The organism is Pantoea sp. (assembly GCF_032114055.1).
In the GTDB taxonomy this organism is placed as follows: domain Bacteria; phylum Pseudomonadota; class Gammaproteobacteria; order Enterobacterales; family Enterobacteriaceae; genus Pantoea.
Genome location: NZ_DAMCTB010000002.1, coordinates 229,812 through 243,650 on the forward strand (window position 1 = coordinate 229,812; position 13,839 = coordinate 243,650).

The following is a 13,839-nucleotide window of genomic DNA, read 5'->3' on the forward strand; positions in this document are numbered from 1 at the left end:
TATTTTTATTTCCTGTCGTTTCGCGTTTACGCTAATATTCTATTTATGGAGCAAAATCCTTTTTCCTGCACTGCCAGATGTATGATCGTTTTTACGTAATTGGCTGGCTGGGCAAAAACTGGTTTAACTGGCCTGTGTCAGCGGTTTTTTCGCGAGCAATCTATTGTGATGGACCACATTATACTGAACTGATGCGACTTTAATAGTCTCACTGAAACGGCTAATTAATATTTTAAACCTCATCATTAAAATATTTCTCATTTTAGATTGAAAATCGTCAGCAGAATTGGCAGTAAGAGAGCAACTCATTAGCCTGCGAGCGTTTTGCCAGCCTGGCGCCTTATCTTGATGATGAGCTGGCGAAGTTCTATCTGTCGCTGCTGCGCTCCGAGGCGCGGCACTATCAGGACTATCTGACCCTGGCGGCGCAGATTGCGGCGAAAGATATCACGCCACGGGTGCAGGCGATTGGCGTCACGGAAGGGCGGTTAATCAGCGAGCCGGACACCGAACTCCGTTTTCACAGCGGCGTGCCGGCGTTCTGAACCTGTTCCGCTGTTACAGCGCTTTCAGCATTCGCACTTCGCAGTCAACATGGCCGGTGCAGCCCATTGCGGCGTCGATATGTGCAAAGCCCAGCGACTCATACAGTTTAATCGCCCGCGTCAGGCTGGCAGTGGTTTCCAGATAGCAGCGGCGGAAGCCGTGACGGCGTGCATGTTCCATCGCCCGCAGCGCCAGCTCGCGCGCCAGTCCCTGACCGCGTATGGCTGGCAGAAAATACATCTTCTGCAGTTCGCAGATATCGGGTGCGCTGCAGGCGAGGGGGGCGACACCGCCTCCGCCGACGACCTTACCCTGAAACTCAATGATCCAGTAGGCGCTCTGTTCGGCACTGTAGAGCTCAAACAGCTGGTCGAGCTGAGGATCGGAAACGGTATAACCTTTGTCCGCCGTCAGGCCGAACTCGGCGGAGACATCACGGATCACCTGGGCAATATGCGGATTATCGGCGGCAGTAATTGGCCGCACCTGGAGGTCAGAAAGCGGGTTGGCGCTGGTCGTCATCATCTCTTCCGGATTTGTACGAGGTCAATAAAAAAGCCGGGCAAGCCCGGCTTTAAGAATAAGCTGTCAGCTAAGACGCTTACAATGCCGCAATGACCGCCTGCTGTTCAATCAGTTTTGCTTTTGACTGCTGCAGATCAGCGACGCGCTCGCGCTCTTTCGCCACCACCGCTTCCGGCGCGCGCGAAACGAAGCCTTCGTTCGCCAGCTTGGTCTCGATCTTCTCGATCTCCACATCCAGCTTAACCAGCTCTTTCGCCAGACGCTCCAGCTCCGCGGTTTTATCCACCAGATCCGCCATCGGGATCAGCAGCTCTGCGCCTTCGACCAGCTTGGTCACTGACACCGGACCTTTCTCGCCCGCAGGCAGGATGGTCAGGCTTTCCAGACGCGCCAGGCGCGACAGGAAGTTGCGGTTCGCCTCGACGCGACGCAGCGCGGCAGGGGAGCAGTCACGCAGCAGCACATCCAGCGGCTTGCTCAGAGCGATGTTCATTTCGGCACGGATATTACGTACCGCCACGATCGCCTGTTTCATCCACTCGATGTCCGCTTTCGCTTCGGCATCTTCTTTCGCCGCATCGTACTGCGGGAACGGCTGCAGCATGATGGTGTCGTCGCTGATGTTTTTCAGCCCTTTGACACGCTGCCAGATGGTTTCAGTGATAAACGGAATGATCGGGTGCGCCAGACGCAGCAGCGCTTCCAGCACATGTACCAGCGTATGGCGGGTGCCGCGCAGTTCCGCTTCGCTGCCGCTGTTCATCACCGGCTTGGTCAGCTCCAGATACCAGTCACAGAACTGGTTCCAGGTGAAGTCATACAGGATGTTGGCAGCGATATCAAAGCGATAGCTGTCCAGCGCTTCGCGGTACGCTTTCACGGTATGGTTGAACTCGGTCAGGATCCAGCGGTCGGCCAGCGACAGCGTCATTTCGCCGCCGTTCTGTCCGCAATCCTGATCTTCGGTGTTCATCAGCACGAAGCGGCTGGCGTTCCACAGCTTGTTACAGAAGTTGCGATACCCTTCCAGGCGCTTCATATCCCAGTTGATGTCGCGGCCGGTAGAGGCCAGCGCCGCCAGGGTGAAACGCAGCGCATCGGTGCCGGATGGCTCGATGCCGTCCGGGAACTGCTTCTCGGTACGTTTACGGATCTTCTCTGCCAGCTGCGGTTGCATCATGTTGCCGGTGCGTTTTTCCAGCAGATCTTCCAGCGAGATGCCATCGACCATATCCAGCGGGTCAATCACGTTGCCCTTGGATTTCGACATCTTCTGACCTTCTTCATCACGGATCAGGCCGGTCATGTAGACGGTTTTAAAGGGCACCTGCGGTTTGCCGTTTTCATCTTTGATGAAGTGCATGGTCAGCATGATCATGCGGGCAATCCAGAAGAAGATAATGTCGAAGCCGCTGACCAGCACGCTGGTCGGGTGGAAGGTGCGCAGCGCCTCGGTGTTTTCCGGCCAGCCCAGAGTGGAGAAGGTCCACAGGCCTGAGGAGAACCAGGTATCCAGTACGTCATCATCCTGACGCAGCGCCACATCGGCGGCCAGGTTGTTCTCTGCACGCACTTCGTCTTCGGTGCGGCCAACATAGACGTTACCGTTCTCGTCATACCACGCCGGGATACGATGACCCCACCAGAGCTGACGGGAAATACACCAGTCCTGAATATCACGCATCCAGGAGAAGTACATGTTTTCATACTGCTTTGGCACGAACTGGATGTCGCCGTTCTCCACCGCTTCAACTGCGACTTTCGCCAGCGGGGCCGTGCGCACATACCACTGGTCGGTCAGCATCGGTTCGATCACCACGCCGCCACGGTCGCCGTAAGGTACGGTCAGGTCGTGAGGTTTGATCTCATCCAGCAGGCCCAACGCATCGACGGCGGCGACAATCGCTTTACGCGCGGCGAAGCGTTCCATTTTCTGGAACGCGGCCGGAATCTCGTCAGAGCAGGCGTCGCTCGCTTCACCGTTGGTGTCATAGACCTGCGCGCGTTCGCGGATATCACCATCAAAGGTCAGGATGTTGATCATCGGTAAGCGATGACGACGACCGACTTCATAGTCGTTGAAGTCATGCGCCGGGGTGATCTTGACGCAGCCGGTACCTTTTTCCATGTCGGCATGTTCGTCACCGACGATCGGGATCAGACGGCCCACCAGCGGCAGCATGACAAATTTGCCGATCAGATCTTTGTAGCGTGGATCTTCCGGGTTAACGGCCACACCGGTATCGCCCAGCAGGGTTTCCGGACGGGTGGTCGCCACCACCAGGTAATCTTTACCGTCGGCCGTTTTTGCACCCTCAGCCAGCGGATAGCGGATGTGCCACATCGAGCCTTTGCTCTCGCGGTTTTCCACTTCCAGATCGGAGATCGCAGTGCGCAGTTTCGGGTCCCAGTTCACCAGGCGTTTGCCACGGTAGATCAGGTTCTCTTTATAGAGGCGAACAAACACCTCTTTAACGGCGTTGGAGAGCCCTTCGTCCATCGTGAAGCGTTCGCGCTCCCAGTCGACGGAGTTACCCAGACGGCGCATCTGACGGGTGATAGTGCCGCCAGACTCGGCTTTCCACTGCCAGATTTTGTCGATGAAGGCGTCGCGGCCATAATCCTGGCGCGTTTTTCCCTCTTCAGCCGCAATTTTGCGCTCAACCACCATCTGCGTGGCGATGCCCGCGTGGTCGGTACCTGCCTGCCACAGCGTATTTTTTCCCTGCATGCGCTGGTAACGGATCATGGTGTCCATGATGGTTTGCTGGAAGGCGTGACCCATGTGCAAGCTACCGGTAACGTTCGGCGGCGGGATCATGATGCAAAAGCTTTCCTGGCGGGTATCGCCATTCGGTTTGAAGTAGCCCTGCTTTTCCCAATGCTCGTAAAGCGGCTGCTCGATATCTTGCGGGTTATATGTCTTTTCCATTTCTGCTATGTCGTTTGCGGCTGTGGTGGCGCTGCCGTATTCAATTGGAATCCAACGCTGCGATACGCTTTATAGCGGTCGCGCGCCAGTTGTTTGAGAGCATCCTCGTGAGGAACGAAGTCTATCACTTCATGGAAAGCAGTAGCAAAATCTGCGAAGTGGGGCAGCAGGCTAATCAGCAGGTCGCGCGGGGCACTGCCGCGACGCTGAGGCCAGGCCAGCTCGACGGGCGCACCATAGCGCGGGCCTTCACCCGCCAGGTTATGTGGCACAAAGGCGTTCGCCGGCCGTTGCCACAGTGCCTCATCCAGACGAATGGCCTGCTGCTCATCTTCGCAGGCGATCAACACCCGCTTTCCGGCCCGCCAGCGTGTTTCTGCCAGATCGCACACCAGCGCTTCAACGGCGCTCAGGCCATCACTGGGGGCATCGGTTTCCAGCACGTAGAAGGTTGCGTTTTTCATCGGTTAGCTCATCAGAAGATTAAGGGCGGAATCAGATCCGCCCCTGCTGCCAGAAAAGAGGGCGCTTAATCGTCGCCGTTTAATCCAGCCCGATTTAACAGGAACTGCGACAGCATCGGAACCGGGCGGCCGGTCGCGCCTTTGGCTTTGCCGGAGCGCCAGGCGGTGCCAGCGATATCCAGGTGTGCCCAGTTATATTTGCGGGCAAAGCGGGCCAGGAAGCAGGCTGCGGTAATCGCGCCACCGGGACGGCCGCCAATGTTACCCATATCGGCAAAGTTGGACTCCAGCTGCTCCTGGAACTCATCTGCCATCGGCAGACGCCAGGCGCGGTCGCCCGACTGCTCCGAGGCGCTGATCAGCTCATGCGCCAGCGGATTGTGGTTCGACAGCAGGCCGCTGATGTGGTGGCCCAGCGCGATCACGCAGGCACCGGTCAGCGTCGCTACGTCAATCACTAATTCCGGATCGAAACGTTCGACGTAAGTCAGTGTGTCGCACAGCACCAGACGACCTTCGGCATCGGTATTCAGCACTTCCACCGTCTGGCCTGACATGGTGGTCAGGACATCGCCCGGACGCATTGAGCGGCCATCCGGCATGTTTTCACATCCGGCCAGCACGCCCACCACGTTCAGCGGCAGATTCAGCTCTGCCACCATCCGCATTACACCATAGACAGCCGCCGCGCCGCACATGTCATACTTCATCTCGTCCATGCTGTCGGCAGGCTTGATAGAGATGCCGCCGGAGTCAAAGGTCAGCCCTTTACCCACCAGCACAATCGGGCGCGCATCGGCGTCCGGATTGCCTTTGTATTCGATCACGGACATCAGCGATTCGTTTTGCGAACCGGCACCGACGGCGAGGTAGGCGTTCATGCCCAGCTCTTTCATCTGCTGTTCGCCAATCACCCGGGTCGTAACATTTTTGCTGAAGGCATCAGCCAGCTGACGCGCCTGCGACGCCAGATAGGCGGCGTTGCAGATATTGGGCGGCATGTTGCCCAGATCTTTCGCAGCTTTCATACCGGCAGCAACGGCTAATCCGTGCTGAATCGCCCGTTCGCCGCTGGTGAGTTCACGGCGGGTTGGCACATTAAAGACCAGTTTGCGCAGTGGACGACGGGGCTCGGCTTTATTGCTCTTAAGCTGATCAAAATTGTAGAGCGCCTCTTTTGAGGTCTCCACCGCCTGACGCACTTTCCAGTAGGTATTACGGCCTTTGACGTGCAGCTCGGTCAGGAAGCAGACCGCTTCCATTGAACCGGTGTCGTTAAGCGTATTAATAGTTTTCTGGATCACCTGCTTGTACTGACGCTCATCCAGCTCGCGCTCTTTACCGCAGCCAATCAGCAGAATACGCTCAGACAGGATATTTGGCACATGATGCAGCAGCAGTGTCTGGCCCACTTTTCCTTCCAGCTCGCCGCGGCGCAGCAGGGCGCTGATGTAGCCGTCGCTGATTTTATCCAGCTGCTCGGCAATCGGTGACAGACGGCGCGGTTCGAAAACACCAACAACAATGCAGGCACTGCGCTGTTTTTCCGGGCTTCCGCTTTTTACACTGAACTCCATGCACTCTCCTGAATCTTAAAGACAACGGCCGCTGCTGCCGCTAGAATGTAGCGCGCTCATGACCCATTTATTCATTGTCGCAGCATGACATTCTGCCGCTGGAGGTCATAATGAATCAGGGTGACAAGATGTTGTTTTTTCACCACCCGGACGCGTTTTTCATACAATTTTAGCTACGACGACGGCCATTGATGAAGAAAAATGGCTGATAAGCGTTGAAACTAGCGATTTTCCTGCAAAAAGACAAGTTTTCACAGGCGTACTAAGCGTGATCATCATTAGATATCTGGTTCGGGAAACGCTCAAAAGCCAGCTGGCTATCCTGTTTATCCTGCTGCTCATCTTCTTTTGTCAGAAGTTAGTCAGGATCCTGGGTGCCGCGGTGGATGGCGAAGTGCCGACAAATCTCGTTCTGACCTTGTTAGGACTGGGTGTGCCTCAAATGGCACAACTTATACTGCCCTTAAGTCTGTTTCTGGCGATCCTGATGACGCTGGGACGACTCTACACGGAAAGTGAAATTACCGTGATGCACGCCTGCGGCCTGAGCAAGGCCGTGCTGGTCAAAGCCGCGATGGTGCTGATGCTGTTTACCTCACTGGTAGCAGCCGTCAACGTTATCTGGCTGGGGCCCTGGTCATCCCGCTATCAGGATGAGGTGACGCAGAATGCCAAGGCGAACCCGGGTGCAGCGGCGATGGCTGCCGGACAGTTCCAGACCTCCAGCGACGGCAACGCCGTGCTCTTTGTCGAGAATGTAAAGGGTAACCAGTTTGGTAACGTCTTCCTGGCGCAGCTGCGGCCAAAAGGCAATGCACGGCCTTCCGTGGTGCTGGCCGACAGCGGTCATCTGGAGCAACGTAAAGATGGCTCTCAGGTTGTGACGCTGGATAAAGGCTCGCGCTTTGAGGGCACCGCGCTGCTGCGCGACTTCCGCATCACCGACTTCCACGATTATCAGGCAGTGATTGGCTACAAAGCACCGACGCTCGATCCCAACGATTCCGAACAGGCGAGTCTGCGTGAACTGTTCGCGAATAAAACCCCTGATTTCAGGGCTGAACTGCACTGGCGCCTGACGCTGGTCTTCTCGGTGCTGGTGATGGCGCTGATGGTAGTGCCGCTCAGCGTGGTGAATCCACGCCAGGGCCGGGTGCTGTCGATGCTGCCTGCCATGCTGCTCTATCTGATCTTCTTCCTGCTGCAAAGCTCGCTTAAGTCGAGCGGCGCGAAAGGACGGCTGGATCCGGGCATCTGGATGTGGGTGGTGAATATCAGCTATCTGGTGCTGGCGGTGCTTCTTAACCTGTGGGATACGGTGCCGATGCGTCGGATTCGCGCCCGCTTTACCCGCGGAGGGTCGGTCTGATGTTTCGCGTTCTTGACCGCTATATCGGTAAAACCATCTTTAATACCATCATGCTGACGCTGTTCATGCTGGTGTCGCTCTCCGGCATCATCAAGTTCGTCGACCAGCTGCGCAAGACCGGCCAGGGCAGCTACAGCGCCCTGAGCGCCGGTTATTACACTCTGCTCAGCGTGCCTAAAGATATTGAGATTTTCTTCCCGATGGCGGCGCTGCTGGGTGCGCTGCTGGGGCTGGGCGCGCTGGCGCAGCGCAGCGAGCTGGTGGTAATGCAGGCGGCGGGCTTTACCCGCATGCAGGTTGCGCTCTCCGTCATGAAAACAGCGATTCCGCTGGTGCTGCTGACGATGGCGATTGGTGAGTTTGTGGCACCGTCGGGCGAGCAGATGGCGCGTAACTACCGGGCTCAGCAACTTTACGGCGGCGCACTGGTTTCAACGCAGAACGGTCTGTGGGCCAAAGATGGTAACAACTTCATCTACATTGAGCGCATTAAAGGCGACAATCAGATTGATGGCGTCAGCATCTATAACTTCAACGATCAGCGTCGTCTGCAGAGCGTACGTTACGCGGCGACGGCGACCTGGGATGCGGCTAAAAAGCGCTGGCTGCTGTCGCAGGTGGATGAGTCAGACCTGACCGATCCGAAACAGATCACCGGCTCCCAGAGCCTGAGCGGCGAATGGAAGACCAACCTGACCCCAGACAAGCTGGGTGTGGTGGCGCTGGATCCCGATGCGTTGTCGATTCGCGGCCTGCACAGCTACAGTAAGTATCTGAAGCAGAGCGGTCAGGAAGCGGGACGTTATCAGCTGAATATGTGGAGCAAAATCTTCCAGCCACTGTCGGTGGCAGTGATGATGCTGATGGCGCTGTCGTTTATCTTTGGTCCACTGCGTAGCGTGTCGATGGGCGTGCGGGTGGTGACCGGTATCAGTTTTGGCTTCCTGTTTTACGTACTGGATCAGATATTCGGCCCGCTGAGCCTGGTTTATGGTCTGCCGCCGGTTCTGGGCGCGATTCTGCCAAGTTTCGCATTCTTCGCGATCAGTATGTTTATGCTGATTAAGCGGCGTTAAGCGAAGTAAAGGCAGTAAAAGGAAAGGCCGCGATAGCGGCCTTTTTTGTACCCGGGCTACAGGGGCTCCCGCGGCTTTACGCCTGGGCGTCGTCCGGCGTAGCGGTGACCGTGTGGCCATCCGTGGCCCGCTATGGCAGCAGGAGGTGTGTAACTCTCATTTTAGGTCCGGCAGTCGTCCGGCGTGACGGTGACAGCGGCTGTAAGTGACTTCAGGCGATGCGGCTTATCCAGCCTGAGACCACCGGCAGCGCCGCGGGCAGCTGCGACAGCAGATAGAGGATCAGGCCGATGGTGCCGCCCACCAGCGTGCCGTTGATACGGATAAACTGCAGGTCTTTGCCGATATTGAGTTCGATCTGCTGCGACATATCGCGCGCGTCCCAGCTCTTCACGGTGTCGCTGATGTGACGCGTCAGGAAGCTGGCGAACTCCGGCGCCACGCTGCGCGCCGCCTGCTCCAGATGCTGGTTCATAGAGTCGCGCAGTGCCGGATCGGCCGCCAGCGTTTCCCCCAGCCACAGGGCTGCACCACGCACTTTCTCCTGCACGCGCGAATCCTCGCTGCTGAGATCGGCCTTGAGCCAGCTGCGCATATCATTCCACAGCTCGCCGATGTAACGGTTGAAGGCGGCATCCTCTTTCAGCCAGCCTTTAATCTCTTCGGCGCGTGCGGCCATTTCCGGGTCGTTCTGCAGTCTGACAATCAGCTTCTCTACCGCCCGGTTAAAGCCCAGGCGCAGCTCATGCCCCTGATCCCTTGCCACATCATCCAGCAGGGAGTCGACCGCGTTCGCTACCAGCTCGGCGCTGTGTTCGCCCAGCCACTCGGTCGGCAACATTTTGGCTTTGATGGGATGCTCGCGCTTCAGCCAGCGCACCAGCTGCAGGGCGATAAACTCGCGGGTCGCGGGCTTGTGCAGCAGCTTCAGCAGCTGATCGATGGCCGCGTCCAGCAGCGCCTGATGGCGGTTATTCCGGGTCAGGCTCTCCAGCACCATGGCGCTGGTCTGGCTGAGATCCACCTTGTCGATAGCGCGATGCACCGCACGACGCATAAAGGTCTGGATGCGCGCGTCATCGGTGAGATCAAGAAAGCCGCGCATCACCTGCAGCAGATGGCGGCCGATACGGTCGGCGTTACCGGGCGTATTCAGCCACTGCGCCAGCAGCTGTGAGGGATCGTGGCGGCGGATCAGATTCAGCAGCGAATCGGTATCCAGAAACTTCTCCTGGACGAAGCGGCCCAGGTTTTCACCGATGCGATCTTTGTTGCGCGGAATAATGGCGGTGTGGCGTGAGATAAAGGGTACCGGCACCCGCCGGAACAGCGCCACGACGGCGAACCAGTCTGCCAGGGCGCCGACCATGGCGGCCTCGGCAATCGCTTTAACCCCGCTGACCCAGAAGCCGGGCGGCAGAAAAAGGGTGACAACAAAGGTGGCGGCGGCCAGCAGCAACAGCAGCAGGGCCAGGCGCTTCATCCGTTTCAGTTCGTGTTGTTTATCCATAACCTGATCTTAGCAGAGAGCCGGGTTTACCGGCGACGACCACCCAGCAGGCTGCCGAGTACGCCACGGATGATCTGATTGGTGATCTGGCGGGTGGCGCTTTTCGCCATCGTCTGCACCACCCCATCATGTCTGCCGCCGCGCGGGCCGGTATGACCAAACAGGATATCTTTCAGTCCGCCGAGGATGCCGTTGTCGACGGCAACATCGCTGCCTTTGGCCGGCGGCGCGCTGGCCTGCTCGCTGGCGGCCTGGAAACCCTGTTGCAGCTTTTCAAACGCCGATTCGCGGTCGACTTCAGTATCATATTTACCATACAGCGGGGAGTGATTGATCAGACCGTTGCGTTCATCGCCGGTGACCGGCCCCATGCGCGAACCGGGCGCAATCACCATTGCGCGTTCCACCACCGACGGGCTGCCTTTTTCATCCAGGAAAGAGATCAGCGCTTCACCGGTGCCCAGCGCCTGAATCGCTTCCACGCTGTCAAAAGCCGGATTGGTGCGCAGGGTTTCGGCCGCGGTTCTGACCGCTTTCTGATCCCGCGGCGTAAAGGCGCGCAGGGCGTGCTGGACGCGGTTGCCAAGCTGGCCCAGCACCCGGTCAGGGATGTCGGCCGGGTTCTGCGTCACAAACCAGACGCCGACGCCTTTCGAGCGGATCAGCCGCATCACCTGTTCGATCTTCTCCAGCAGCACCGGCGGCGCGTCGTTGAACAGCAGATGCGCTTCGTCAAAGAAGAAAACCAGCTTTGGCTTATCAGGGTCGCCCGTTTCCGGCAGGCGTTCATAGAGCTCCGACAGCAGCCACAGCAGGCTGGTGGCGTAGAGCTTCGGCATCTGATAAAGCTTCTCGGCGGAGAGGATATTAATGACGCCTTTGCCGTTGCTGTCGACGCGCATCCAGTCGGCGATATCCAGCATCGGTTCGCCAAAAAAGTGTTCCGCGCCCTGCTGCTCCAGCGTCAGCAGTCCGCGCTGGATGGCACCGACCGAGGCGCTGTTAATGTTGCCATAGTGACTCTGAAAACTTTTCGCGTTGTCACCGATGTACTGCGTCATGGCGCGCAGGTCCTTGAAGTCCAGCAGGAGCAGCCCCTGGTCATCGGCGATGCGGAAAATAATCTGCAGTACGCCGCTCTGTACCTCATTCAGATTCAGCAGCCGCGCCAGCAGCAGCGGCCCGAGATCGGAGACGGTGGCGCGTACCGGATGACCTTTCTCGCCGAAGATATCCCACAGCACCACCGGATTGCTCTGCGGCTGCCAGTCGGTCACGCCGATTTTTGCCAGTCGCGCCTGCAGCTTTTCACCGGACTGACCCGCCATCGCCACACCGGTCAGATCGCCTTTCACGTCGGCCATAAAGACCGGCACGCCGCTGGTGGAGAACGCTTCGGCCAGCTTCTGCAGCGTGACGGTTTTACCGGTCCCGGTCGCGCCGGTGATCAGGCCGTGGCGGTTGGCCATCTGCGGTAACAGATGAAGTTCGGTGTCGGGGGTACGCGCAATCAGTAGCGGGGCAGTCATGCTTTTCACTCCTGGCTAAAGGGTATGCCTGAAGGATAGCAAGCCGGAGGTCTGCACGAGGAGAACAATCTTACAGAAAAGGGGCCGCTGCCTGTCACGCAGCGGCCTGAAGCGGGTTTACTTCTGTACCGCTTCGAAATTAAGCAGGCTGACACCGATGCCCTGCTGCAGATGGCTGAGATTGCTGCGAACCGCCACCTGAACCGCGCCCTGTAACAGCACGACAAACGGCGAATCCTGCTGGATGCGGGTCTGCAGCCCGGTGTAGAGGCTGCGGCGCTTCACTGCGTCGCCTTCTCCGGCGGCGGCACGGGTCTGCGCGCTTAATTCCGGGATGGACCAGCCGACGCGCCACGCCAGGGTTTTGCCGCCGCCCGGCACGTTAAAAGCAAAGGTACTGGCGTTGGTATTGGGATCAATATAGTCCGCGCCCCAGTAAGTGAAGATTGCCTGGAAGTCACGGCTGCGCATTTTGCTCCAGAGCGCTGATTCCGCCACCGGCTGGAGATCGAGCTGCACATCCGCTTTGGCAAAGCTCGCCTGCAGCGCCTGCGCCACGTCAATGTAAGGGGGCTGGTTCACCACCGTCAGTGCGATGCGGGTGCCCGGCTTAATGCCGCCTTTCTGCAGGATCGCCTGCGCCTTTTTTAGATCGTAGTGGAACGGCGTACTGTTCAGCGCGCCGTCGAACCCGTCTGGCAGGAAGCTCTGATGAATGCGGTACTGACCTTTCAGCAGCTGGTTTGCCAGGCTGTGATAGTCGACCAGCCAGCGTGCCGCCTGCCACAGAGCCGGATTGCCCAGCGCCGGTTGCTGCGGGTTTTGGGTGTTAAAGCCGACGTAGTAAATCAGGCTGGACGGGAAAGCATCCACGCGCACATCCGGCACGCTTTTCAGCGCCGCAATCTGGTCCGAGCCGAGCTGATAAGCCACATCCACATCGCCCTGCTGGAGCAGCAGGCGGCGGCTGCCGGGATCGGCGACCCCTTTCAGCAGCACCCGTTTCAGGTGCGGCTTCTGCGTACTGTAGGGGTTCGCCTCCAGCACCAGCGCCTGCAGCGGCACAAACTGTCGGATGGCATACGCCGCGCTGCCGGCGGAGTGCGTTTTCAGCCAGCCGTTGCCGTAGTCATTATTGCTGGCGTGCTCCCGCGCCACGTTGCTGTCGACAATCGAGGCGACCGGCGCGGTCAGCAGACGCAGCGCCAGATCGCTGCCGATCTGCGCAGGCCAGCGCAGTTCAAGCTGATGATCGTTGATCACCGTGAATTGCTGGTCGATGTTTTCCGGCGTCCAGCCAAACTCGGCCAGGATAAAAGAGGGCGCTTTGTTGAGCTTCACCGCACGGGTTAAGGAGAAGACGACATCCTGGGCTGTCAGCGGATTGCCGCTGGCGAAGCGGGCCTGTGGGTTAAGGTCAAACACCAGACTGTGAGGCGTTTTCCCCGGCTGCCAGCGCGTGGCCGCCAGTGGTGAGAGCTGCTGCGGATCCTGATGATCCGGCGCCAGCAGCGTCTGATAGATATTGCGCAGGCTGCTGTTGCTGACCGTTTCAAAACTTTCGGCCGGGTCAAAACTGATAATGCCATCCAGCGGAACGGCGACCACCAGCGTATCGGCAGGCGTCGCGGCGTGGGCGGCGTGAGACAGCGCCAGAGCGGTAAAGAGTGAGAAGAGCGTTTTGCGCATCGGAAAAGGTCCTGAGTCGTCGATGTGCTCTACACTACCGGGCGGCGGATAATCTCAAAATGCCGGTTTTTTCTATGCTTTGCACAATATTTTGCGTCGCCAGCCAGGCAAAAAATAAAGCATAATAGTATCTTTTCGTTATTATACCGTGACGCAAAGAACAGGAGGAATTAAAAAAGCTGACCGCAGACGATGACAGATTGCACATTGTCTGATGGCATCTTCATGGATATTACGCCAGGATAAGTACCTGGCAGGATAATCGTGCAGGAAAATATGATATTTTTTTATTGGTTATTTTGGGTGATGATGACGGAATGAAAATAACAACCCTCATTTTTGCGTTAAAACAGCTAAATACCCGATGTTTATAAGGTTTTATTGGCAATTTCCCCGTTATAAATCTTTAACCTCTTTGTTACCCCTCCGCAACAGCATGATAAACCTTTACTCTGAAATATTTTAAATTCAATTTTTACATTCAGAAATAGTTATATCCCTAAGATTGCCAGGTTATTAACCGATATGTTCCGTTAGTCACCGAACCATAATTTTACCTGCCTTTCCCTGTTCTGCCGTCGTCTGTCTTGTGTGTTTATCTCTGCGGACCCTTTTCCGCCGG

At 57.5% G+C, this 13,839-nt stretch carries 9 protein-coding genes and 1 pseudogene; 3 read left to right on the plus strand and 7 right to left on the minus strand.

Translation table 11 applies throughout. The features are described 5' to 3' along the window. Positions 1-311: 311 nt before the first annotated feature. Positions 312-545 (plus strand): annotated as a pseudogene (gene miaE / locus RT657_RS05235) (tRNA isopentenyl-2-thiomethyl-A-37 hydroxylase MiaE); the annotation flags it as partial. A gap of 13 nt (positions 546-558) precedes the next feature. Here the strand turns inward: miaE and RT657_RS05240 are convergent. The 4 genes from RT657_RS05240 to pepA all read right to left on the minus strand — a co-directional run bounded on the left by RT657_RS05240 (position 559) and on the right by pepA (position 6,044). Continuing rightward, entirely contained in the window at positions 559-1,068 is a 510-nt protein-coding gene (locus RT657_RS05240; protein ID WP_313653203.1) for a GNAT family N-acetyltransferase, read from the minus strand. A gap of 79 nt (positions 1,069-1,147) precedes the next feature. Then, complete coding sequence (locus RT657_RS05245; RefSeq protein ID WP_313652923.1) at positions 1,148-4,003, minus strand: valine--tRNA ligase; 2,856 nt, start codon at positions 4,001-4,003, stop codon at positions 1,148-1,150. 5 nt (positions 4,004-4,008) lie between these two features. After that, positions 4,009-4,467, minus strand: a complete 459-nt coding sequence (locus tag RT657_RS05250) for a DNA polymerase III subunit chi (protein ID WP_313652925.1) — start codon at positions 4,465-4,467, stop codon at positions 4,009-4,011. A 65-nt stretch (positions 4,468-4,532) separates the two neighbouring features. Then, the gene (gene pepA, locus RT657_RS05255) at positions 4,533-6,044 is read right to left on the minus strand and encodes a leucyl aminopeptidase (protein WP_313652926.1); all 1,512 of its coding nucleotides are present in this window, start codon (positions 6,042-6,044) and stop codon (positions 4,533-4,535) included. A 268-nt stretch (positions 6,045-6,312) separates the two neighbouring features. On the opposite strand from pepA, the gene lptF reads away from it, so the two are divergent. Then, on the plus strand, positions 6,313-7,413 hold the full coding sequence (lptF, locus tag RT657_RS05260) for an LPS export ABC transporter permease LptF (RefSeq protein ID WP_313652927.1): 1,101 nt from the start codon (positions 6,313-6,315) through the stop codon (positions 7,411-7,413). Next, the gene (lptG, locus tag RT657_RS05265; RefSeq protein ID WP_313652929.1) at positions 7,413-8,489 is read left to right on the plus strand and encodes an LPS export ABC transporter permease LptG; all 1,077 of its coding nucleotides are present in this window, start codon (positions 7,413-7,415) and stop codon (positions 8,487-8,489) included. The genes lptF and lptG overlap by 1 nt, the downstream gene beginning before the upstream one ends. 211 nt (positions 8,490-8,700) lie before the next feature. On the opposite strand, the gene RT657_RS05270 is transcribed toward lptG, so the two are convergent. From RT657_RS05270 to RT657_RS05280, 3 genes are all read right to left on the minus strand, one after another. Then, on the minus strand, positions 8,701-9,999 hold the full coding sequence (locus tag RT657_RS05270; RefSeq protein ID WP_313652931.1) for a DUF445 domain-containing protein: 1,299 nt from the start codon (positions 9,997-9,999) through the stop codon (positions 8,701-8,703). Positions 10,000-10,025: 26 nt separating this feature from the next. Further along, complete coding sequence (locus tag RT657_RS05275) at positions 10,026-11,528, minus strand: DUF853 domain-containing protein (protein WP_313652932.1); 1,503 nt, start codon at positions 11,526-11,528, stop codon at positions 10,026-10,028. 117 nt (positions 11,529-11,645) lie between these two features. After that, positions 11,646-13,217: an ABC transporter substrate-binding protein gene (locus RT657_RS05280; protein ID WP_313652933.1), complete on the minus strand. Its 1,572-nt coding sequence runs from the start codon at positions 13,215-13,217 to the stop codon at positions 11,646-11,648. Between the last annotated feature and the right edge of the window lie 622 nt (positions 13,218-13,839).

Coding starts and splice junctions, on each gene's coding strand:
- RT657_RS05240 (WP_313653203.1), bottom strand. CDS start 1,068: ATGACGACCAGCGCCAACCCGCTTTCTGACCTCCAGGTGCGGCCAATT.
- RT657_RS05245 (WP_313652923.1), bottom strand. CDS start 4,003: ATGGAAAAGACATATAACCCGCAAGATATCGAGCAGCCGCTTTACGAG.
- RT657_RS05250 (WP_313652925.1), bottom strand. CDS start 4,467: ATGAAAAACGCAACCTTCTACGTGCTGGAAACCGATGCCCCCAGTGAT.
- pepA (WP_313652926.1), bottom strand. CDS start 6,044: ATGGAGTTCAGTGTAAAAAGCGGAAGCCCGGAAAAACAGCGCAGTGCC.
- lptG (WP_313652929.1), top strand. CDS start 7,413: ATGTTTCGCGTTCTTGACCGCTATATCGGTAAAACCATCTTTAATACC.
- RT657_RS05270 (WP_313652931.1), bottom strand. CDS start 9,999: ATGGATAAACAACACGAACTGAAACGGATGAAGCGCCTGGCCCTGCTG.
- RT657_RS05275 (WP_313652932.1), bottom strand. CDS start 11,528: ATGACTGCCCCGCTACTGATTGCGCGTACCCCCGACACCGAACTTCAT.
- RT657_RS05280 (WP_313652933.1), bottom strand. CDS start 13,217: ATGCGCAAAACGCTCTTCTCACTCTTTACCGCTCTGGCGCTGTCTCAC.